This window comes from Mycobacterium europaeum (assembly GCF_002102155.1).
GTDB classification, from domain to species: Bacteria; Actinomycetota; Actinomycetes; order Mycobacteriales; family Mycobacteriaceae; genus Mycobacterium; species Mycobacterium europaeum.
The window spans coordinates 100,883-122,387 of sequence record NZ_LQOU01000026.1; the positions used below are offsets into that span (position 1 = coordinate 100,883).

21 protein-coding genes are annotated in these 21,505 nt (G+C 70.0%); 10 read left to right on the forward strand and 11 right to left on the reverse strand.

All coding sequences use genetic code 11. The features are described from left to right. Positions 1 to 162 precede the first annotated feature (162 nt). The 4 genes from AWC03_RS13815 (at position 163) to AWC03_RS13830 (ending at position 3,048) form a co-directional block, all read left to right on the forward strand. On the forward strand, positions 163 to 579 hold the full coding sequence (locus tag AWC03_RS13815; RefSeq protein ID WP_085241098.1) for a hypothetical protein: 417 nt from the start codon (positions 163 to 165) through the stop codon (positions 577 to 579). A 1-nt stretch (position 580) separates the two neighbouring features. Beyond that, complete coding sequence (locus AWC03_RS13820) at positions 581 to 2,068, forward strand: SDR family oxidoreductase (RefSeq protein ID WP_085241100.1); 1,488 nt, start codon at positions 581 to 583, stop codon at positions 2,066 to 2,068. Positions 2,069 to 2,081: 13 nt separating this feature from the next. Further along, positions 2,082 to 2,297 (forward strand): hypervirulence associated TUDOR domain-containing protein, encoded by a 216-nt coding sequence (locus AWC03_RS13825; RefSeq protein ID WP_085241102.1) that lies wholly within the window; start codon positions 2,082 to 2,084, stop codon positions 2,295 to 2,297. Between the two features lie 166 nt (positions 2,298 to 2,463). Beyond that, entirely contained in the window at positions 2,464 to 3,048 is a 585-nt protein-coding gene (locus AWC03_RS13830; protein ID WP_085241104.1) for a MarR family winged helix-turn-helix transcriptional regulator, read from the forward strand. On the opposite strand, the gene AWC03_RS13835 is transcribed toward AWC03_RS13830, so the two are convergent. Together AWC03_RS13835 and fni are read right to left on the reverse strand one after the other, a co-directional pair. Further along, positions 3,045 to 4,292, reverse strand: coding sequence for a glycosyltransferase (locus AWC03_RS13835; RefSeq protein WP_085241105.1), 1,248 nt, complete (start codon positions 4,290 to 4,292; stop codon positions 3,045 to 3,047). The genes AWC03_RS13830 and AWC03_RS13835 overlap by 4 nt on opposite strands. Positions 4,293 to 4,303: 11 nt before the next feature. Then, a complete protein-coding gene (gene fni / locus AWC03_RS13840; protein ID WP_090423441.1) occupies positions 4,304 to 5,329 on the reverse strand; it encodes a type 2 isopentenyl-diphosphate Delta-isomerase in 1,026 nt (341 codons plus the stop codon). Between the two features lie 166 nt (positions 5,330 to 5,495). Between fni and AWC03_RS13845 the strand changes: the two genes are divergently transcribed. From AWC03_RS13845 to AWC03_RS13860, 4 genes are all read left to right on the forward strand, one after another. After that, positions 5,496 to 7,595, forward strand: coding sequence for an MMPL family transporter (locus AWC03_RS13845; protein ID WP_211279235.1), 2,100 nt, complete (start codon positions 5,496 to 5,498; stop codon positions 7,593 to 7,595). Next, a complete protein-coding gene (locus AWC03_RS13850; RefSeq protein ID WP_085241109.1) occupies positions 7,592 to 8,071 on the forward strand; it encodes a TspO/MBR family protein in 480 nt (159 codons plus the stop codon). The genes AWC03_RS13845 and AWC03_RS13850 overlap by 4 nt, the downstream gene beginning before the upstream one ends. 15 nt (positions 8,072 to 8,086) lie before the next feature. After that, complete coding sequence (locus AWC03_RS13855; RefSeq protein ID WP_085241111.1) at positions 8,087 to 9,415, forward strand: cryptochrome/photolyase family protein; 1,329 nt, start codon at positions 8,087 to 8,089, stop codon at positions 9,413 to 9,415. 133 nt (positions 9,416 to 9,548) lie between these two features. Further along, on the forward strand, positions 9,549 to 10,100 hold the full coding sequence (locus tag AWC03_RS13860; RefSeq protein ID WP_085241112.1) for an anti-apoptotic protein: 552 nt from the start codon (positions 9,549 to 9,551) through the stop codon (positions 10,098 to 10,100). Between the two features lie 178 nt (positions 10,101 to 10,278). Here AWC03_RS13860 and AWC03_RS13865 read toward each other — a convergent pair whose 3' ends face one another. Further along, complete coding sequence (locus tag AWC03_RS13865; protein WP_085241114.1) at positions 10,279 to 11,016, reverse strand: acyltransferase; 738 nt, start codon at positions 11,014 to 11,016, stop codon at positions 10,279 to 10,281. Positions 11,017 to 11,163: 147 nt separating this feature from the next. Here AWC03_RS13865 and AWC03_RS13870 point away from each other — a divergent pair, with 147 nt between their 5' ends. Continuing rightward, positions 11,164 to 12,492 carry an outer membrane protein assembly factor BamB family protein gene (locus AWC03_RS13870; protein WP_085241116.1) on the forward strand — a complete coding sequence of 443 codons (1,329 nt, stop codon included), beginning with the start codon at positions 11,164 to 11,166 and terminating at the stop codon, positions 12,490 to 12,492. A gap of 18 nt (positions 12,493 to 12,510) precedes the next feature. Continuing rightward, positions 12,511 to 12,900 (forward strand): DUF6264 family protein, encoded by a 390-nt coding sequence (locus AWC03_RS13875; protein ID WP_085241118.1) that lies wholly within the window; start codon positions 12,511 to 12,513, stop codon positions 12,898 to 12,900. A gap of 115 nt (positions 12,901 to 13,015) precedes the next feature. Here the strand turns inward: AWC03_RS13875 and AWC03_RS13880 are convergent, their stop codons facing one another. The 8 genes from AWC03_RS13880 to ctaD all read right to left on the reverse strand — a co-directional run bounded on the left by AWC03_RS13880 (position 13,016) and on the right by ctaD (position 21,438). Beyond that, complete coding sequence (locus AWC03_RS13880) at positions 13,016 to 13,699, reverse strand: esterase (RefSeq protein ID WP_085241120.1); 684 nt, start codon at positions 13,697 to 13,699, stop codon at positions 13,016 to 13,018. 71 nt (positions 13,700 to 13,770) lie between these two features. Further along, positions 13,771 to 15,084: a THUMP-like domain-containing protein gene (locus tag AWC03_RS13885; protein WP_249025881.1), complete on the reverse strand. Its 1,314-nt coding sequence runs from the start codon at positions 15,082 to 15,084 to the stop codon at positions 13,771 to 13,773. Continuing rightward, positions 14,970 to 15,974 (reverse strand): class I SAM-dependent methyltransferase, encoded by a 1,005-nt coding sequence (locus AWC03_RS13890; protein WP_085241122.1) that lies wholly within the window; start codon positions 15,972 to 15,974, stop codon positions 14,970 to 14,972. The genes AWC03_RS13885 and AWC03_RS13890 overlap by 115 nt, the downstream gene beginning before the upstream one ends. 10 nt (positions 15,975 to 15,984) lie before the next feature. Next, positions 15,985 to 16,749, reverse strand: coding sequence for an enoyl-CoA hydratase (locus AWC03_RS13895; protein WP_090423439.1), 765 nt, complete (start codon positions 16,747 to 16,749; stop codon positions 15,985 to 15,987). Beyond that, positions 16,746 to 17,567, reverse strand: coding sequence for an NUDIX hydrolase (locus AWC03_RS13900; protein WP_085241126.1), 822 nt, complete (start codon positions 17,565 to 17,567; stop codon positions 16,746 to 16,748). Before AWC03_RS13900 ends, AWC03_RS13895 begins: the two co-directional genes overlap by 4 nt. Next, entirely contained in the window at positions 17,564 to 18,406 is an 843-nt protein-coding gene (locus AWC03_RS13905) for an ABC transporter ATP-binding protein (RefSeq protein ID WP_085241128.1), read from the reverse strand. The genes AWC03_RS13900 and AWC03_RS13905 overlap by 4 nt, the downstream gene beginning before the upstream one ends. A gap of 26 nt (positions 18,407 to 18,432) precedes the next feature. Next, complete coding sequence (gene serB / locus AWC03_RS13910) at positions 18,433 to 19,668, reverse strand: phosphoserine phosphatase SerB (protein ID WP_085241130.1); 1,236 nt, start codon at positions 19,666 to 19,668, stop codon at positions 18,433 to 18,435. 24 nt (positions 19,669 to 19,692) lie between these two features. Then, a complete protein-coding gene (gene ctaD, locus AWC03_RS13915; protein ID WP_085241198.1) occupies positions 19,693 to 21,438 on the reverse strand; it encodes an aa3-type cytochrome oxidase subunit I in 1,746 nt (581 codons plus the stop codon). Positions 21,439 to 21,505: the final 67 nt, after the last annotated feature.

Genomic DNA, 21,505 nt, shown 5'->3' on the forward strand with positions numbered 1-21,505 from the left:
ACCCCAAAACCCTTGCCAGGCAGGCGTTCACGAGTCTGTGACTATGGCCGGACCCGCCTCCCCCGAGTAAATTAAATATCAATTTTCTTAACTAAAACGAGCCCGTCGGAGGGTTCGGCCCGGATTCGGGTGGGAATGCCACAGCGAGCAAGGGGGAAGATCATGGGCGAAACGCGCGACGGGGTCGCGGAGGCGGTCGGCAAAGTCACCGAGGCCCTCGAGATCGTGGAGCGGGCCCGGGGACACCTGTACTCGTTTCATCAGCTGACCGGGCACGCCGACTTGCAACTCGATGCCGCTGTCGCCCGGCTGCGCGAACTCGGACATGCCGACCTGGCGCAACACATCAGCGACGAGCTGGTCGGGCGCAACGTGTTACCGGGCCGATGGACCTTTCAGGTTGTCGACGAATACGACGACGGCTATTACCGATGCTTCCGAGAAGTCGAGCGCCTGGTACGAGACCGCCTCACCGGCGGACGCCGTCACGTCCACGAAGCGCAGCTGAAAGAGAGCCGGCGCACGCCCGCGCATCCGGCCCATACCGCCACCCCCGACGACGACTCGGCAAAGGAGTGAATTGACGCACTGCGTCGTGTTCGGCGCCACGGGATACCTGGGCACGCGGCTCGTCCCCCAGCTGCTCGCGAACGGTCACACCGTGCGGGTGCTGGCCCGCAATCCGGCAAGGCTGGACGGCGTCGCCTGGCGGGGCCGGGTGGAGGTCGTGCGGGGTGACGTCGCCGACGCGACGACGGTGCGGCGGGCGCTGGAAGGTCAGCACATCCTGTACTACCTGGTGCATTCGCTGATGCGCTCCGACTTCGTCGACTTCGACGAACGCGCCGCGCGCACTGTGGCCGAGTGCGCGGGGCAGGCCGGCCTGTCCCGCATCGTCTACGTCGGCGGTATCACGCCCGACGGGCAGCAGCTCTCCGACCATCTGGCCTCACGCGCCCAGGTGGGGCGCGTGCTCGGGACCTCCGGCGTCCCCTGCGTCGAGTTGCGCGCGGCCGCCATCATCGGGGCGGGCTCGGCCAGCTTCGAAATGCTGCGCTATCTCACCGAGCGGCTGCCCCTGATCGTCGCACCGCGCTGGTTGCGTACCTGCGTGCAGCCCATCGCCGTTCGCGACGTGCTCTACTACCTGGTCCGCGCGGCGGGGCTGCCCGCCGAGGTCAACGGGCCATTCGACATCGGCGGGCCCGACCGCTTCACCTACACCGAAATGATCCGCAAGTACGCGGTGATCGCGGGCCTGCCCAGGCGACCCGCGGTACCGGTGCCGTTGCTGACACCGCGACTCTCGGCGCCGTGGGTAGACCTGCTCACCCCCATTCCCCGCCAATTGGCCGGTTCGCTGATGGAGTCGCTGGAAAACGACGTGGTGTGCGCCAACCATGACATCGCCCGCTACATACCCGATCCCGATGGTGGGCTGACGCATTACGAGGAAGCCGTCGAAGGGGCCCTCGCGCACGCCCGGGAAAAGGACCTGTGCACCCGATGGTCGCGCGCCGACACCAACGGCGCACCGTCCCAACCGCTGCCCACCGACCCGCAGTGGGCCGGTGGATCGCTGTATGAGGATGTGCGCCAACGCCGTAGCCGCTCCGACCCCGACACGCTGTGGCGGGCTATCCGCACCGCCGTGGCCGCGCGCAATTGGTCGGCGTTGCCCTTGGAATGGCCGCTGCGCGGCTGGCTCAACGGCGCGTTCGGGATGGTCCGGCCGTCGCACCGGCCACTCGACGGGCAGAATTTGCACGAGGGCGAGGCACTGGACTGGTGGCGGGTGGAGCACATCGACGCGCCGCGACTGGTCCGGTTACGTGCCGACATCCCGCTGCCGGGGCGCCTGTGGCTGGAGCTGTCCGCGAGCCCCCACGACGACGGCGGCTCGCGCTACCGGCAGCGGGCGCTGTTCCAGCCGTACGGGCTTGCGGGCCAGCTCTTCTGGAGCGCGTCGGCACCCTACCGCGATGTGGTGTTCGGCGGTATCGCGCGCGACGTCACGGCCACCGCACGCGCCGGCGCGAGTCGGGCGGCGGCCCCGTCGCACTGTTGAGAGGAGGACCGACATGGGTGAGCGGAGATTCCATGACGGCGACAAGGTGGAATGGCGGAGCCACGGCAACACCGTCCGGGGCACCGTCGAAGGAGAAATCACCTCCGACACCGAGACCGCCGGGCGCACCGTCCGGGCGTCCGAAGACGAGCCTCAGTACCGGGTCCGCAGCGACAAGTCGGGTGCGTACGCCGTGCACAAGCCGAGCGCGCTGCGCCCGGTCGGCTAGGGCCGCAACCCGACGAAGTCCTGACCAGACGGTGCGCGAGCCCGCTCGGCTTCGCCGATAAACCGCCCGATCGGACAGAAAAGCGCGACACTTGTCGGGGTTCGTGGGGCGCGTGAAGCGGTCGCCGATACGCTGGTCGGCGAATCTTGCAGAAGGACACAGCTAAGTGACCAAGCGCGGCGCCGCTGATCGGCGACTGGACCGAGCCGAACTCGAGAAGTTGATGTCGGCCGACATGCGCGCGCTCACGGCGCAATCGGACCGCATCGGCAGGCATTTCGCCCGTCAGAACGACGTGGGCGGCACCGACTTGCACGCCTTGCTGCACATCATGGTCGCCGAAACGGCCGGGACGCCCTTGACGCCGGCGCAGCTGCGCCAACGCCTGGATGTGTCGCCCGCGGCGATCACCTACCTGGTGGACCGCATGATCGACTCCGGCCATCTGCGGCGTGAGCCCGATCCCGACGACCGGCGCAAGACGCTGCTGCGCTACGAGGAATCCGGCATGGCGCTGGCCCGCTCGTTCTTCAGCCCCCTGGGGGCGGAGCTGCACGCGGCCCTCGCCGGCATCTCCGACCGCGACCTGACCGCCGCACACCGGGTTTTCCTGGCGATGATGGAGGCGATGTCGACCTTCGAGTCGCAACTCGACGGAGCGGTTCCCCAACCGCCGGCGGCGAGCGGGAAGCGCCCGCCGGCCAAGGGCCGGGGACGTGCGGTGAGCAAGACCGGCGAGCGCCCGGCCTAACGCACCGGCCGCCGGGCCGCGGAGCCGAGCACCCGCTGCTCGATCAGGTCCGCCCCGCCCGGCACGCCCCCGGTCGCGGCGAATCCCACCGCCACTCGACGCGCGCCGTCCGCCATCGTCATCGCCGCGCGCACCTTCGTCCTCAGCCGGGCCGGGGTGAGGTTTCTGGCGGCCAGGCGGGTGCCGCAGCGGGCGACCTCGACGCGCCGGGCCACCTCGGCCTGGTCGCGCGCGAACGGCACGACGCAGACGGGGACGCCGCGATCGAGGGCTTTCAGTGTCGTCCCCATACCCCCGTGCGTGATGGCGCAGCTGGCCCGCTCGAGCACGGCCGCGTGCGGGACGAAGCGGCATATGGTCGCGTTGGGTGGTCGCGGGAGATCCGGCGGTATCCCCGCCGGAAATGTCGCCACCACGTGGACGGGCTCATCGGCCAGCGCCCGCAACGCGATCCGCCCCAAAGCGGCGTCGGCCTGCCTGATCGAGGACGTGTTCACCAGCACCACCGGCCGCTTGATCGCAGCGACCCAGGCCGGCGCGGCCGTGGTCGGCTCGAACCCGCAGGCACCGATGTGGTGGACCAGCCCGCCCCAGCCAGGGTGTGGGTACTCGAAGGGCTCGCCCCCGACGGCCAGCAGCAGCGGCGCGCGGCGCATGAAGTCGTCGACCGAAGCGACCGGCGACACGCCCAGCTCGGCGCGAATGGCGTTGACGCGCGGGAGCATTGGCCGGTCGAACAGATGGCGGACGATCGGCCGCACCGAGGCGTCCCGGATGTCGCCGAGGATGCCCGGCAGGGGGCGAAAACCCGGGCCGAAGGGCGGGACCCCGCGGGACCGCAGGTAGGGCGTGAACGGGGAGAACACCAGCCACGGAGTATGCCCCGCGTCCGCCGCCGACATCGCGCCCCAGCAGTTCGCGTCCACGATGACCGCGTCCGGCCGGACCCTATCCACCGCCCGGCGCAGGTCTGAGACCTCGAGCACCGCTCGCCGGCAGAGCACGTCGATCGTCGACTTCAAGACTCCCAACGCGTTTGGCGCTCGCCAGTCCTCGCCGGCGATCGCCTCGATGGCGGGATCGACCGGCTCGGCGTGTACACCGACCGCGCGCATCGTCGCGACGCCGTCCGCCATGGTGCGGGCGTGAACCTCGTGACCACGGCCGGCGAGTTCGGCCAGCAGCGCCCCGACCGGCAGCAGGTGGCCCAGGGCCGGCGACCCGTAGGCCAGTATCACCGCCATGTCACACGCAGCTACGAGGCGGGCGTGAGGTCGAGCGCGCGCAACGCCGAAACGCCCGCGGCGCCGCAGCCGTGCAGGCAGACCCGGAGCTCGTCGATGAATGGCTGCAACCAATCAACCACGGCCGCAGCGGATTCGATCGCGGCCGGCAGCAGGGGCCGAGCCACCGCCACGACATCGGCACCCAACGCGATCGCCTTGGCCGCGTCCATGCCGGTGCGGATACCGCCGGAGGCCACCAACGGGATGTCCGGCAGCACCTCGCGCACCTCCACGATGGCCCTCGCGGTCGGGATGCCCCAGTCGGCCAGGTGCGGGTAGCGAAGCTCGCCGTAGCGGACGAACTGCTCGACCCGCGACCACGAGGTGCCGCCGGCGCCCGCGACGTCTATTCCGGATACCGGCAAGTCGCCTTCGGCGCCAACCAGTTCCGCGGCCGCCACGCCACCGATCCCGTGGCCGACCTCCTTGAGCAGTATCGGGCGATCTATGGCGTCGGCGGCGTCCCGCAGTCTGTCCAACGAGCCGGAGAAGTCGGTGTCCCCGTTGCGCTGCATGGCTTCCTGCAGCGGATTGGTGTGCACCGCAAGCACGTCGGCGCCCACCCGGTCGAGAGCCTTCGCCAGGTCGGGCACAGCGGCCCTGGTCAGCTGGGCCAGGCCGATGTTGCCGAACAGCAACACATCCGGGGCCACCTCACGGACGGTGAAGCTGGCCGCGGCCCGTTCCCCCAGCGCACTGTCCAGCATTATCCGCTGCGATCCGAGCATCATCCCGATGCCGAGTTGTTGAGCGGCCGAGGCCAGGTTCCGGTTGATGGTGCCCGACAACTCGGCACCGCCGGTCATCGCACCGATCAGAATCGGCGACCGCAGGTTCGCCCCGAAGAACCGGGTCGACAGGTCGATGTCGCCGAGGCTGGTCTGGGTCAGGGCGTTGTAGGGCAGTTGGTACCGTTCCAGGCCGGTAGTGAGGTGCTCATAGTTGACCTGCTCGCCGAGGCACACGTCGATGTGCCGCCGCTTGCGGGTGGTCATCGGCGCGCCGTCGACCGTCACGGCAGGGCCCCCGGCGCGACCAACCCCCGGCCCGTCACATCCATAATGTCCATAGTGCCCCTTTGTTGCGTGCCGTCGGCGCGTATTGCGTGACGATGCGTAATTTCAGTTGATTAATGTTTAATATACTGAAAGACTTCGATTCGTGGTGTGGGATGGCGTGGCCGCGGCCGTGACGGGACGACGGTCGTGGCTGTACGCGCTGGGGGCCCTGCTGTTGGGCATCGTCTTCATGGCGGCCGTCGGCGCCAACGCGGCCGCCGGGCAGGCGCCGCTGTCGGTGCCGACCGGTTCCGATTCGGCCCGCGTCGACGCCCTGGCCCGCCAATTTCCCGGCGGGGACCGCGCTCCGCTGATCCTGGTCATCAGCCGCGCCGACGGCGCGCCGCTCGGCCTCGCCGGCCTCGCCGCCGCCCAGGTGGCCCGCGACCGCATGCAGGCCGCCGCACCGCAGGGCGGACCCGCCGTCGCGGTGCCGCCGCAGGTGTCGGCCGACGGCAAGGCCGCCATCGCGGTGGTGCCCGTCAGCGCCGACCTGTCGGGTCTCACCCTGACCGACGCGGTCACCCACTTGCGCGCGGCCGCCTCGGCCGGCCTGCCGACGGAACTGCGGGCCCACGTGACCGGCGGCCCGGCGTTCGGCGCGGACATCGCCGGGGCGTTCACCGACGCCAACGTCACCCTGCTCGCGGTGACCGCGGCGGTGGTGGCGTTGCTGCTGATCGCGACCTACCGGTCCCCGGTCCTGTGGCTGGTGCCGCTGCTGGTGGTCGGGTTCGCCGACCGGGTCGCGGCGGCGGTGGGCACCGCCGTGGCGCCGCTGACCGGGCTCAGCTTCGACGGCGCCACGTCCGGGATCACCAGCGTGCTGGTATTCGGCGCCGGCACCAACTACGCGCTGCTGCTGATCTCCCGCTATCGGCAGGAACTGCGGCGCCATCGCGAGCACCGGGACGCCTTGCGTCGCGCGGTGCGGATGGCCGGGCCGGCGATCGTCGCCAGCAATGCCACCGTCGTGCTGGCGTTGCTCACCTTGCTGTTCGCCTCGACCCCGAGCACGCGCAGCCTGGGCGCGCTGGCGGCGTGCGGGTTGCTGGTCGCGGCGGTGTCGGCCCTGGTGATACTGCCGCCGCTGCTCGCCCTGTGCGGCCGTCGATTGTTCTGGCCCTTCATCCCCCGCCCCGGCGACGCCGCAACCGCGGATACCGGTGCCTGGCACCGCGTCGGGGAGTGGGTGAATCGGCGCCCGGCGCTGGTCGCGGCGGCCGCCATCGCCGCTCTGGCGGCGCTGGCCACCGGACTGCTCGGCACGCGGATCGGCCTGTCACAGACCGAGCAGTTCCGGGTGCACGCGGACTCGGTGTCCGGCTATGAGGTTGTGGCCGCCCACTTTCCGGCCGGCCTGACCAACCCCACGCTGGTCATCGCGCCCACCGCTTCGCGGGTCCCGCAGGCCATCAGGGCCACGCCGGGCGTGGTGTCGGCGACCGATTCCGCGCGCTCGACATCCGGGCTCACGAAGTGGTCGGTGGTGATCGACGCGCCACCGTCCTCCGACCGGGCGTTCAAGACCATTGCGTCACTGCGTGATACGACGAAGGCCATCAGCCCCGCCGCGCTGGTGGGCGGGCCCGATGCGCAGGCTCTCGATGTCCGCGACGCCGCCACCCACGACCGCCACGTGTTGATCCCGGCGATCCTCGCGGTCATCCTGGTGGTTCTCTATATCCTGCTGCGATCCGCACTTGCGCCGCCCACGCTGTTGTCGGCCACCATTCTCGGGGCGCTGGCCGCGCTCGGCATGGGCGGCTGGGCCAGCAGCCATCTCTTCGGTTTCCCGGCGCTGGACAACAGCACCCCGCTGTTCGCCTTCCTGTTCCTGGCCGCGCTCGGCGTGGACTACACCATCTTCCTGGTCACCCGCGCCCGCGAGGAGTCGGCGCAGCGGGGCGCACGCGCCGGAATGGTGGCCGCGGTATCGGCCACCGGCGGCGTGATCACCAGCGCGGGAATCGTGTTGGCCGCCGTCTTCTGCGTGCTGGGCGTGCTGCCGTTGATCGTGCTGACCCAGCTGGGAATCATCGTCGGCCTGGGCATCCTGCTGGACACCTTCGTGGTCCGCACACTGGTCATTCCCGCGCTGTTCGCCCTCATCGGGGACCGCATCTGGTGGCCCGCCACACCCGCGCCCGCCAAAGCCGTTGCAGCACAAGCCGAAATACAGCAAGAACGGAGCATCCCATGAACAAGTCCACGTTGGCCGCCACCAGCGCCGCCGTCGCCGTCGCCGCCGGCTCCGGCAGCATCGCGAGCGCCAAGGCCGTCCCCGCCTGGTACGCGCGGCTGCGCAAGCCGCCGTACCAGCCGCCCAACGCCGCCTTCCCGGTGGCGTGGACCACCCTCTACGGTGACATCGCGGTCACGTCCGCGGTGGCCATCGACCGATTCCGGGCGGCGGGACAGCACGACAAGGCACGCCGCTACGCCGCCGCGCTCGGCGTGAACCTTGTCCTCAACGCCGGATGGAGTTGGCTGTTCTTCCGCTTCCACAAGCTGGGCGCCTCGGCAATCGGCGCCGCCTTGCTCGCGGCGAGCAGCGCCGACCTCACGCGCCGCACCGCGCAAGCCGACCCGCGGGCCGCGCTGGCGCAGTCGGCGTACCCGCTGTGGTGTTCGTTCGCCACCGTCCTGGCCACCCATGTTTGGCGCCTCAATCGCTGAGGAAACCCTCGAATCATGCCGACACTCTTGTGGTTTCGTCGCGACTTGCGGTTGAGCGATCATCCGGCGCTGAATGCCGCGGCCGACGACGGGGAGGTGCTCGCGTGCTTCGTGCTGGACCCGAAGCTCGAGGCCTCCGCCGGCCGGCGGAGGCTTCAGTTCCTGGGCGACTCGCTGCGACGGCTGCGCGACGACCTGGGAGGACGGCTCCTGGTGACGCGGGGCGACCCCGAGAAGCAGATCCCGCGCCTGGCGAGGGAGATCGGCGCGTCGGCCGTGCACGTCTCCGAGGACTTCGCGCCGTACGGAAAGCGCCGTGACGAACGCGTCCGCGCCGCACTGGGTTCGGTGCCCCTGGTGGCCACGGGTTCGCCGTATTTGGTCTCGCCGGGGCGGGTCACCAAGAACGACGGCTCCCCCTACCGGGTGTTCACCCCGTTCCAGCGCCAGTGGCGCGAATCCGGTTGGCGCGCACCGGCTCACTCGAGCGCGAAGTCCGCGCGCTGGCTGGATCCGGCGCGGCTGCGGGTCCGCCACGCCGAGATCCCCGATCCCGGGGCCCCGCTCGACCTCGCCGCCGGTGAGGCCGCGGCGCGCAAGCAGTGGAAGTCGTTCGTCGACAACGGCTTACGGCACTACGCCGAGGAACGCAATCGGCCGGACCGGCACGGCACCAGCCGGATGTCGGCGCACCTGAAGTTCGGCACCATCCATCCCCGCACCATGGTCGCCGACCTGGACCTGGGCCAACCCGGGGCGCAGGCATACCTGCGCGAGTTGGCGTTTCGCGACTTCTACGCCGACGTGCTGCATCACTGGCCGGCGAGCGCCTGGCGCAACTGGAACAGTCAGTTCGACGGCATCCGCACCGACACCGGGGCCGAGGCGAAGCGCCGCTTCGAGTCCTGGAAGGCCGGGGAAACCGGCTACCCGCTGGTGGACGCGGGGATGCGTCAGCTTCGCGAGACGGGATTCATGCACAACCGGGTGCGGATGATCGTCGCGTCGTTCTTGGTCAAGGACCTGCACCTGCCCTGGCAGTGGGGCGCGGAGTGGTTCCTGGACCAGCTGGTCGACGGCGACATGGCAAACAACCAGCACGGGTGGCAGTGGTGCGCGGGCTGCGGCACCGACGCCGCGCCGTACTTTCGGGTGTTCAACCCGACCACGCAGGGCGAGAAGTTCGACCCGTCCGGCGAGTACATCCGGCGATGGGTGTCCGAGCTGCGCTCCATCGACGACCCGCACCTGCGCAAGGGGGAACGGCCGGCCGGCTACCCCGCCCCGATCGTCGACCACGGCGCCGAGCGCGCCGAGGCGCTGCGGCGCTACCAGAGCATCTGACCCGCGCGCCGGCAACCTCGCACAGCAACGAGATTATCGGCGGCGTGATTGTTTGCTCAATTCCCCGCCCGAAGCTGTTTGGCATGCGATTATCAGCCGATTCAGGCGTTGTCGGGCCGCTCGGGAGGCACCCATGGCACACACCATCGTTCGGGCATTGCTGGTTTCCGGCGCCGCCGCCGGGTTGCTGGCCGGGGTCAGCGCCTGTTCGTGCTCCGTTGGCTCGTCGCACACGGTCAGCAAGAGTGACGTCGCCGGCCAGATCACCTCGAAGATGACCGACGCCGCGGGCAACAAGCCCGACTCGGTGAACTGCCCGAACGATCTGCCGGCCAAGGTTGGGGCGCAACTCAATTGCGAGATGAAGGTCAAGAACCAGACCTTCAACGTCAACGTGACCGTGACCAGTGTCCACGGCAACGACGTCAAATTCGACATGGTCGAGACGGTCGACAAGAACCAGGTGGCCAGCATCATCAGCGACAAGCTGGCCCAGCAGGTGGGCAAAAGACCGGATTCGGTGACCTGCCCGGACAATCTGAAGGGCACTCGGGGCGCGACGCTATGGTGCCAACTCGTCGACGGCCCCGACAAGTACGGCATCGAGGTGACCGTCACCAGCGTCGACGCCGGCGACGTCAGGTTCGAATACAAGGTCGACGACCACCCCGGACCACGGAGCTAGCACCGCCATCTGGCCAGCGGTGATCGCGAGCGCGGCGAAGCCGGGCGCTGCGGGTCACCGCCATCTGGCCAGCGGTGATCGCGAGCGCGGCGAGGCCGGGTGCTGCGGGTCACCGCCATCTGGCCAGCGGTGATCGCGAGCGCGGCGAAGCCGGGCGCTGCGGGTCACCGCCATCTGGCTAGCGGGCGGCCTTCTTGCGTTCGATGTCGGCCAGCGCGGCGGCCAGTTCCGCCCGCTGGGCGGCCGTACTCTCCCAGGCGAGCTGGCGGTTCTTGACCACCTTGGCCGGCGCCCCGACCGCGATCGAGTAGTCCGGGATCACACCGCGGACCACCGCGTGGGACCCCAGCACGCAGCCGCGGCCGACGGCCGTGCCGCGCAGCACCGTCACCTTCACCCCGACCCACGTGTCGGGGCCGATCCGCACGGGCGACTTGACGATGCCCTGGTCCTTGATGGGCATGTTGATGTTGTCCATGCGGTGGTCGAAGTCGCAGACGTAGCACCAGTCGGCCATCAGGACCGAATCGCCCAGCTCGATGTCGAGGTAGGCGTTGATGACGTTGTCGCGGCCCAGCACCACCTTGTCGCCGAACCGCAGCGAGCCTTCGTGCGCACGGATGGTGTTCTTGTCACCGATGTGCACCCACCGGCCGATCTCGAGCTGCGCCAGTTCGGGCGTCGCGTGGATCTCCACGTCCTTGCCCAGGAACACCATGCCCCGGGTGATGATGTGCGGATTGGCGAGCTTGAACTTCAGCAGCCGCCAGTAGCGGACCAGGTACCAGGGCGTGTAGGCCCGGTTACGCAGCACCCATTTCAGCGAGGCCAGCGTGAGGAACTTGGCCTGCCGTGGGTCCCGCAGGTTCGATCCACGCCAGCGGCGATGGACCGGGGCACCCCACATGCTCGTCATGGCCGGACAGCCTAGCTCGCCGACGCCCCGCGCCCGGCGGGCGGGCTGAGAAGCGCGGGCAATCCCCCGGCGCCGAGTCGCGACGGGTTACCCTCACCTGTACTCACTCGCCGCTCGTGCCGAACGCCGTGGAAGAAGGATCTGGGAATCGAGGTGCTTGACCGACATCTCCCGCGCGGGCTTCGGCGGTGGTCATCCGCGTTGCTGGCGGCCGGAATCGCGGTTGGACTCGGCGGCTGCGCCAACACCGACTCGTGGGTGGAGGCCTCCCCCTCGGCCGGCTGGCCCGCGCAATACGGCGACGCCGCCAACAGCGGCTACACCGCCACCACCGGGGCTTCCAAGCTGTCGTTGCGGTGGACGCGCTCAGTCAAAGGGAGCCTGGCCGCCGGTCCGGCGCTGAGTGCGCGCGGTTACCTGGCCCTCAACGCGCAGACCCCGGCCGGATGTTCGCTGATGGAATGGGAGAACGACGACAACGGCCGGCAGCGCTGGTGTGTGCGGCTGTTCCAGGGCGGCGGCTTCGCGGGCCCCTTGTTCGACGGGTTCGACAACCTATACGTCGGCCAGCCCGGCGCGTTCCTGTCCTTCCCGGTGACGCAGTGGACGCGGTGGCGGCAGCCGGTCATCGGAATGCCCGCCACCCCAAGGTTTCTCGGGAACGGGCAGCTGCTTGTGGTGACCCATCTGGGCCAGGTGCTGGTCTTCGAGGCCCACCGCGGCGCGGTGGTCGGCAGCCCGATGGACCTGGTGGACGGCGTCGACCCCACCGATGCCACGCGCGGGCTGGGCGATTGCGCGCCGGCGCGGCAAGGCTGCCCGGTGGCCGCCGCACCCGCTTTCTCGGCGGCCAGCCAGATGGCGGTGCTGGGCGTCTGGCAGCCGGACGCGCCGGCGGCGGGGCTGGTCGGGCTGAAGTATCACCCCGGGCAGACACCGCTGCTGTCCCGGGAGTGGACCAGCGACGCCGTCGGCGCCGGTGTCATCGCCAGCCCGGTGCTGTCCTCCGACGGGTCGACCGTCTACGTCAACGGCCGCGACGACCGACTGTGGGCATTGCATGCCGCCGACGGCAAAGTGAAGTGGTCGGCGCCCCTGGGGTTCCTGGCCCAGACGCCGCCCGCGGTCTCGCCGGATGGCCTGATCGTGTCGGGCGGCGGCCCCGACACCCGGTTGGTCGCCTTCAAGGACGCGGGCGATCACGCCGATCAGGCGTGGCGCCGCGACGACGTCGTCCCGTTGTCGTCGTCGAGCCTGGCCGGCGCGGGCGTCGGCTACACGGCCATCAACGGCCCGGCGGCAAACGGCGCTCCCGGCATGTCGCTGCTGGTCTTCGATCCGAGCACCGGCCACACGCTGGGCAGCTACCCGCTTCCGGCGGCCACCGGCTATCCGCTGGGGGTGTCGGTGGGCGCCGATCGCCGGGTGGTGGCCGCGACGAGCGACGGCCAGGTGTACGGTTTCGCACCGGCATGACCGGGCCATACTGACCCCATGGCCACCGATGACAACGAGACGCAGTCCGCGGTCGCCGCATACTCCGAGAAAAACGAGCGCAACCTGGCGGTGGACCGCACCGCGACCGTGGTGCTGCTCGCCGTCCAGGCGTTCCTGGTCGCGGCCACAATCGGCCTGCTGAGCCTGTTCGTCATGGGCACCGACCCGTGCGGCTACCGAAAGTGCGGCGACCCGGCATGGATCGATCGCGCCATGTTCCTGGGCCTCGGCGGCGGCGGCATCGTCTTCGTCACCGCCCTGATCCTCGCCATCCGCCGCCTCGCCCGGCGCCGGACCGCCTTCTTCGTTCCGCTCCTCGGATGCGTCGCCCAGGTGGCGCTGGCGACCGGTGCGGCGGCGATGGAGACGCTGGCCGGTCCCGTCTAGACCGTCGATCGACGGTGGCGACCCGCTTCGCCCGGCTACGCCGCGCTTGCGATCGCCACCTCGATCGAGGGTGGCGACCCGCTTCGCCCGGCTACGCCGCGCTTGCGATCGCCACTCAGACGGCCAGCGGCGGGATCGCGTTGCGCGGGACATCCGCCTGCACCGGCCCGGCGAACGCCGGCAAGATCTCACCGGGCGCGAAGTAGAAGATCAGCTGGTCGTCGGTGATCGCGAAGTTCTGGTAGTGCGTCGGGTCGTGCCCGGTCGAGGGCAGAATGGCCGCGCCCAGTGGGGTTTGGCGGGCCAGGTCGCGCTGCACGATCGGGAAAATGCTGTCCAGCGGCGCGGTGCCCGGCGCGAAAAGGTTGTCGAAGGTGATGGGCTGCTTCGTCCCGAGGTTGTAGTTGAATGCCTTGTACCAGATCGACGGGTGCGCTCCCCCGAGATCCTGAAAGAACTTGAGCACCACGCTGCGGGTGTTGTGCGGCGGCTGACCGGAGGCGTGCTGCTCGGTCGTGGCCTCCAATTGGTAGGGCTGGTCGCGCGGCCCCGAACTCTGGGCGACGTTGACGAAGCCGTCCCGGTTCTGCGCGATGTAGTCGGTCAGCGCCTGCTCGTCGGGGTAGTCGGCGGGAAACACCAGGTTCAGCGTGTAGGTGGGGCCGGTGGCGCGGATGCGGCACATCTGGCCGCCCTCGAGGGTGCCGCCCAGGTCGGCGCACGACGGTGGTGCGGCGGCCGCCGGCCAACCCCACAGGGCCGCCGATGCGAGCACCACGGCCGCGATCAGATAACGCATTCTTCGATTGTCCTTGCAGGAATTAGGCGGGGCTGGCGCCTGAAATAGCGATCGCACCAGCCTACCGGGCGCTATCGCGACGCCCGGCAAACGAATGCCGTTGCCCCTCCGGCGGCCCGCGACCCGAGGCGGGTGATGACCACCGACAGGGGCCGGCCGCCGCGCAGCCGCATCCGGCGCCGCAGCGCGTCGGGGTCCACCCGCACCCCGCGGACCAGGATCTCCAGCGCCCCGCAATCGAGCGTCGACAACGCCCGACGCAGCCGTCGCTCATCGAGCGCCAACTGCTCGAGCACCTCGAAGCCCCGGACCGCCGGCGGCAGCTCATCCCCCGACAGGTAGGCGATGTCGGGGTCGAGTTGCCACAGCCCGTGCCGCGCGCCGTAATGGCGCACCAGACCGGCCCGGACCACGGCGCCGTCGGGGTCGACGATCCACCGCCCAGCCGGGCGCACTCCGCAGTCGTCCGGGTCGCTGTCGGTGATCTGCTCGCCGCGATCGAGGACGCTGGCGCGCCGGCGGATGCCGGGCTGCGTCAGCCCGGCCGGCCACAGGCACGCTTCGCGCACCGACCCGCGATACGAGGTCACCTCGATCTCGCCGGCGAAGCCAAGCCTCCTCAACTCGTCGAAATCTATTCCGGGAGAACACTTTACGACGAGGTCGCGATCTCGGTAGGTATCGATTAGGGCGGCCAGGCCGGGCCGGTAGTCCTCGATGCGGAAGCGGCGGCGCCCGTCGAGGCGTCGCGCCGGGTCCACCAGGACCGCGGCGTTGCGGGTCACCGGCGCCAGCGCATCCGCGCGGCACAGCACGGCGGCCTCCCCCAGGTTGTGCCGCGCCATGGCCAGCCGCACCGCGTCGAGGTCACTGCCGACCGCGCGGACGCCCGCACCGCGCAGCGCAGCCAGCTCGGTGCCGATCGAACAGGTGGCGTCGTGCACGACGGCCCCCGCCTCGGCCAGCCGCTTGGCCCGGTGCACGGCCACCGGGGCCGCGGTGGCCTGCTGCAGCGCCTCGTCGGTGAACAGCCAGTTCGACACCGGCACGGGGCCGCCCAGCCCACACAATTTCTCGGCGGCGCGCCGGCGCAGCAGCGTCGTCTCCACCAACAGCGGCGCCCGGTCGCCGAACCGGGCGCGCGCCGCAGCGATGTCGGCGACCCGGGTGGCGCCGGTCAGCTCGAGCTCGGCGACCGCGGCCAGCGCCGCGGCGCCCGATTCCGACCGCAGATAACGGACGTCCTCGACGCCGAACGTGAGGCCGTCAGTCAGGAGGGTTTGACCCCGGTGATCATCACGTTGTAGAACCAGCCCTTCGGCGCGACGTGACGCATGACGTTGGCGTCCAGCCAGCTCAGCGTCTTCCAGCTGTTGAACGCGAATTTTGCCCAGCCCCAACCCAAGCGGCCGGGTGGCACGGCGCATTCGAAGGTGCGCAGCGGCCAGCCCAGCATCGCGGCGGTGAATTCCACGGTGGCCGTTTGCACATCGGTGGCGCCGGCGTTGCCGGCCAACCGCTCCAGGTCGCCCGGGGTGAAGGTGTGCAGGTCGACGACGGCCTCCAGCGCCGCGGCGCGGGAGGATTCGTCGAGCTCGGCCTGCGGCCGCCGCCAGCCCTGCAGCCCGGGCAACTTGGTGACGTTGGTCGCCAGCCGCCAGGTCAAGGTGGACAACGTGCGGGCGTAGGTGTCGCCGACGGTGGTGGGCTCACCGGCGAACACGAAGCGGCCGCCCGGCCGCAACACCCGGACGACCTCCCGCAGCGCCAGCTCGACGTCGGGGATGTGGTGGAGCACGGCGTGCCCGACCACCAGGTCGAAGGTGTTGTCCTCGTAGGGGATTCCCTCGGCGTCAGCGACCCGGCCGTCGATGTCCAGCCCCAGCGACTGCCCGTTGCGGGTGGCGACCTTGACCATCCCGGGCGACAGGTCGGTGACCGAGCCACGCCGGGCCACCCCGGACTGGATCAGGTTGAGCAGGAAAAACCCTGTGCCGCAGCCCAATTCGAGGGCGCGATCGTAGGGAAGCTCGCGCTGGACCTCGTCGGGCACGATGGCGTCGAAGCAGTCCCGGGCGTAGTCCACGCAGCGCTGGTCGTAGGAGATCGACCACTTCTCGTCGTAGGACTCGGCTTCCCAGTCGTGGTAGAGGACCTGGGCCAGCTTGCTGTCATGGCGAGCGGCCTCCACCTGCTCGGCTGTGGCATGGGGCGTCGGAGCCGCGTCAGCGGCGACATCCTTCCCGGGAACGGCATCGGTCGAACTCGTCGTCATGCAGGGCAGCCTAACGGGCGCCGGATCCGGAGTCCTCCTCGCCGCTGTGACCAGCGGCGAACACGTCGATGTAGCGGCGCCGCTCGGCGGCGGCCCGGTCGGCCGGGCCGAGCTCGAACACGTCGTTGATGCCGGCCTTGGCGGCGGCCAGCGCGTGCCGCGGGCCGTCGAGGAAGCGCCGCGCCCACCCCGCGGCGGCGTCGTACACGTCGTCGGGGGCCACCATCTCGTCGATCAGGCCCAGCGTCAGGGCCTCCTCGGCGTCGAAGAACCGGCCGCTGAACACCAGCTCCTTGGCCCTGCTCGCCCCGGCCGCGCGGGTCAGGCGGGCCATGCCGTCGCCGCCGGGGATCAGGCCGGCCAGGACCTCGGTCGCGCCGAACTTCACGTTGTCACCGCTGACGCGCCAATCGGCGGCCAGTGCCAGCGTGAGCCCGGCGCCCAGCGCGTATCCGGTGATCGCGGCCACCGTCGGCTTGGGGATGCCCGCCACGGCGTCGATGGCCTGTTGCCGCGCCCGGGCCGCCGTCTCGGCCTCCGGCGCGGTCAGCGTCCGCAGTTCGGGCATGTCGTCGCCGGCCGAGAAGATCTCGTGGCCACCGAACAGGATGACCACGGCCACGTCGTCGCGCTCGCCGAGTTCGGCGGCCGCGGCCACGATCTCCCGGTAGACCTGGCGGGTCATCGCGTTGGTCGGCGGCCGCGACAGCAGCAGCATGGCCAGTCCGGCGTCCTGCGAGCCGTCGCTGACCACCGTGCTGACGAACTCGCTCAATGCCGCCATCCCATCCCGCCGGCCTCGCGTGCCCGGTGGTAGCGGTCGGAGTCGAAGAACTCGAAGACCCAGTTGTCGCCCTGGATCTCCAGGTGCGGCTGCACGGTCACGATCTGCCGCTCGACGGCCAGCACGTCCGCGACGGTCCGCCCGGCCAGCGAATCCAGCTGGGTCCACGTCGGCGGCAACAGGAAGCAACGTCCGGTGGAGAAGTCCTCGATGGCGGCCTGCGGCGTCGTCCAGCCGGCGCGGTCCGATTCGGTGTTCTCGCCGTCGGCCCGCTGCCCCTGCGGCAGGGCCCCGACAAAGAAGTAGGTGTCGTAGCGGCGGGTGCGCTCGGCTTCCGGCGTGACCCAGTTGGCCCACGGCCGCAGCAGGTCGGAGCGCAGCTCCAGGTTCTCGCGGCGCAGAAAGTCCGCGAACGACAGCGTGCCGTCGGCGAGCGCGCGGCGCGCGTCGGCGTACACCGTGGCGTCCCCGACGATGCCCTCCGGATCGCCGGCCGGCCCCGCGAACAGCACCCCCGATTCCTCGAACGTCTCCCGGGCCGCGGCGCACACCAGCGCCTCGGCCAGGTCGGGCTCGATGCCGAACCGCTGCGCCCACCACTGCGGCGGCGGGCCGGCCCACGCGATGTCGGCGTTGCGGTCGCGGTCGTCCACGCCGCCACCGGGAAACACCATGGTCCCCGCGGCGAACTCCATCTTGGCGTGCCGGCGCATCAGGAAGACGGCGATCCCGCCCGGGTCGTCGCGGACCAGCATCACGGTCGCCGCCGGGCGCGGGACCAGCGGGGGCGGTTCGGGGGTGGACGTCATAGTTGCCTCCGGTGGGCTGCGCGGGTGCGGACGCGGCGGGCGAAATACCGCCCGTCGACGACGTCGAGGGCGATCGCCTGGCCGAACGCGGTGGACAGGTTCTCGGCGGTCAGCACGTCGGTCAGCAATCCCGCAGCCACCACCTTCCCTTCCGACAGCAGCATGCAGTGGCTGAAGCCCGGCGGGATCTCCTCGACGTGGTGGGTGACCAGCACCAGCGCGGGGGCTTCCGGGTCGGCGGCCAGGTCGGCCAGGCGCGCCACCAGCTCCTCCCGGCCGCCCAGGTCGAGGCCCGCGGCGGGTTCGTCGAGCAGCAGCAGCTCCGGATCGGTCATCAGGGCGCGGGCGATCAGCACCCGCTTGCGCTCGCCTTCCGACAACGTTCCGTAGCTACGGTCGGCGAGGTGCTCGGCGCCGAGGCTCTCCAGCATGTCGATGGCGCGGCGGTAGTCGACGTCCTCGTAGCGCTCCCGCCAACGGCCCAGCACCGCGTAGCCGGCCGAGACGACCAGGTCGCGCACCACCTCGTCGGTGGGCACGCGCTGCGCCAGGGCCGACGAGCTCAACCCGATCCGGGACCGCAAATCCGAGACGTCGACCCGGCCCAGCCGCTCGCCGAGCACGAACGCCACGCCCGACGAGGGGTGCTCGGCCGCCGCGGCGATCCGCAGCAGCGACGTCTTGCCGGCACCGTTCGGGCCGACGATGACCCAGCGCTCGTCGAGTTCGACCTGCCAGTCCACCGGCCCGACGAGGACGCGTCCATCCCGCAGCAGTGAGACGTCGCGGAAGTCGATCAGCAGATCGGGGTCGGCTGCCTCCGTACCGATTTCGGGCACCCGACCATCGTGCCGTACCGCGACCGCTAAGCGTCGGGCGGGATCTCCACCCGGCGCACCTCGCCGTCCACCGCGTCGGCGGCCTCGATCTCGCCGCGCGTCACGCCCAGCAGAAACAGCACCGTGTCCAGGTACGGGTGGCTCAGCGAGGCGTCGGCCACCTCCCGCAACGCCGGCTTGGCGTTGAACGCCACCCCGAGCCCGGCCGCGGCCAGCATGTCGATGTCGTTGGCCCCGTCACCCACGGCGACGGTCTGGGCCATCGGCACCCCGGCCCGCTCGGCGAAGTCCCGCAGCGCCGTGGCCTTGCCGGCGCGGTCGACGATCGGGCCGAGGACCCGCCCGGTGAGTTTGCCGTCGACGATCTCCAGGTCGTTGGCGGCGACGTAGTCCAGCATCAGCTCCTCGGCCAACGGCTCGATGATGCCGCGGAAGCCGCCGGAAACCACCCCGCAGTGAAAACCCAAGCGCCGCAACGTCCGCAGCGTGGTCCGCGCCCCGGGCATGAGCTCGAGCTGGGCGGCGACCTCATCGATCACGGTGGCGGGCAGACCCTCCAGGGTGGCCACCCGTTGTTCGAGCGACTGCGCGAAATCCAGCTCGCCCCGCATGGCGGCCTCGGTGATGGCGGCGACCTGGCCCTCGGCACCCGCGCGGGCGGCCAGCATCTCGATGACCTCGCCCTGCACCAGCGTCGAGTCCACGTCGAACACGATCAGCCGCTTGGCCCGCCGCTCCAGGGTGTAGTCCTCGACCGCCACGTCGACGCGCTCGTCGGCGGCCACCTGGTTCAGGGCGGTCCGCAGCGCGCCGTCCGAACCCAGCGGCACCGAGACCCGCAGCTCCAGGCCGGTCACCGGGTAGTCGGAGACACCGCGGATGAGGTCGATGTTGACGCCCAGGCCGGCCGCCGCCCGGGCCACCGCACCGAACGCGCCCGCGGTGATGGGCCGGCCCAGCACGAAGATGGTGTGGGTGGACGGATCCCGAATGATCGGCACGTCGTCGCTGCGCTCGATGGTGACGTCCAGGCCGACCCGGCGGATGGCCGATTCGACGTCACGACGCAACTCGGTTCCGTCGGCGACGTCCGCCGGGCAGCACACCAGCACGCCGAGGGTCAGACGGTGCCGAATCACCACCTGTTCGACGTTGAGCAGCTCGACGCCGTGCCGGGAGAGCGCCTCGAAAAGGGCCGACGTGACGCCCGGTTGGTCCACTCCGGTGACGGTGACCAGCACCGACACCTTCGGTGTGCTCACTCGCGATAGCCGCCGCTCAGGCCATCAGCTGCGAACCTGGACGTCGTCCAGCCTGGTGACGTCCTTGTCCGTCGGCCCGTGGGCCCGGCCTACGTGCGCCTCGGCGCGCAGCCGCTCCACCATGTGCGGGTAGTGCAGCTCGAAAGCCGGACGCTCTGAACGGATCCGGGGCAGCTCGGTGAAGTTGTGCCGCGGCGGCGGGCAGCTGGTCGCCCACTCCAGGGAGTTGCCGTAGCCCCACGGATCGTCGACGGTCACGACTTCGCCGTAGCGCCAGCTCTTGAAGACGTTCCAGACGAACGGGAACACCGACACGCCCAGGATGAAGGCGCCGATCGTGGACACGATGTTCAGCCCCTGGAATCCGTCGCTGGCCAGGTAGTCGGCGTAGCGGCGCGGCATACCCATGTCGCCCAGCCAGTGCTGCACCAGGAACGTGGTGTGGAAGCCGATGAAGGTCAGCCAGAAGTGCAGCTTACCCAGCCGCTCGTCGAGTAGCCGGCCGGTCATCTTCGGGAACCAGAAGTAGACGCCCGCATAGGTGGCGAACACGATCGTTCCGAAGAGCACGTAGTGGAAGTGCGCCACCACGAAGTAGGAGTCGGTGACGTGGAAGTCCAGCGGCGGGCTGGCCAGTATGACGCCGGTCAGGCCACCCAGCAGGAAGGTCACCAGGAAGCCCACCGAGAACAGCATCGGGGTCTCGAAGGTGATCTGCCCCTTCCACATCGTGCCGATCCAGTTGAAGAACTTGATCCCCGTGGGCACCGCGATCAAATACGTCATGAACGAGAAGAACGGCAGCAGAACGGCTCCGGTGGCGAACATGTGGTGCGCCCACACGGCGACCGACAAGGCGGCGATCGACAGCGTCGCGTACACCAGCGTGGTGTAACCGAAGACCGGTTTGCGCGAGAACACCGGGATGATCTCGGTGACGACGCCGAAGAACGGTAGGGCGACGATGTACACCTCGGGGTGGCCGAAGAACCAGAACAGGTGCTGCCACAACAGAACCCCGCCGTTGGCCGCGTCGTAGACGTGCGCCCCCAGATGCCGGTCGGCGGCCAGCCCGAACAGCGCGGCGGTCAGGATCGGGAACGCGATCAGGATCAGGATCGACGTCACCAGGATGTTCCAGGTGAAGATCGGCATCCGGAACATGGTCATGCCGGGCGCGCGCATGCACACCACGGTGGTGATCATGTTGACCGCACCCAGGATGGTGCCCAGACCCGCGACGATCAGGCCGGTGATCCACAGGTCTCCCCCGGCTCCGGGCGAGTGCACGGCGTCGGAAAGCGGCGTGTAGGCCGTCCAGCCGAAGTCGGCCGCGCCACCCGGGACGATGAAGCCACCCATCGCGACCAGTCCGCCGAAGAGGAAGAGCCAGAACGAGAAGGCGTTCAGCCGCGGGAACGCCACGTCGGGCGCGCCGATCTGCAGCGGCAGCACCAGGTTGGCCAATCCGAACACGACGGGCGTCGCATACAGCAGCAGCATGATCGTGCCGTGCATGGTGAACAGCTGGTTGTACTGCTCATTCGACAGGAACTGCAGCCCCGGCGCCGCGAGCTCGGTGCGCATCAACAAGGCCATCAGTCCGCCGATGAAGAAGAAGACGAAGCAGGTGACCGTGTACATGATGCCGATCAGCTTGTGATCGGTGGTGGTGATCAGTTTGTAGACGAGGTTCCCTTTGGGGCCGGTCCGGTCCGGGTACGGACGAACGGCCTCGAGTTGTCCCAACGGGGGCGCTTCGGCTGTCAACAGCTTCTCCAAACATCCGGATAGAACGAGGGCCCAAAACGGAGCTGACACGAATACTAACCGTCGA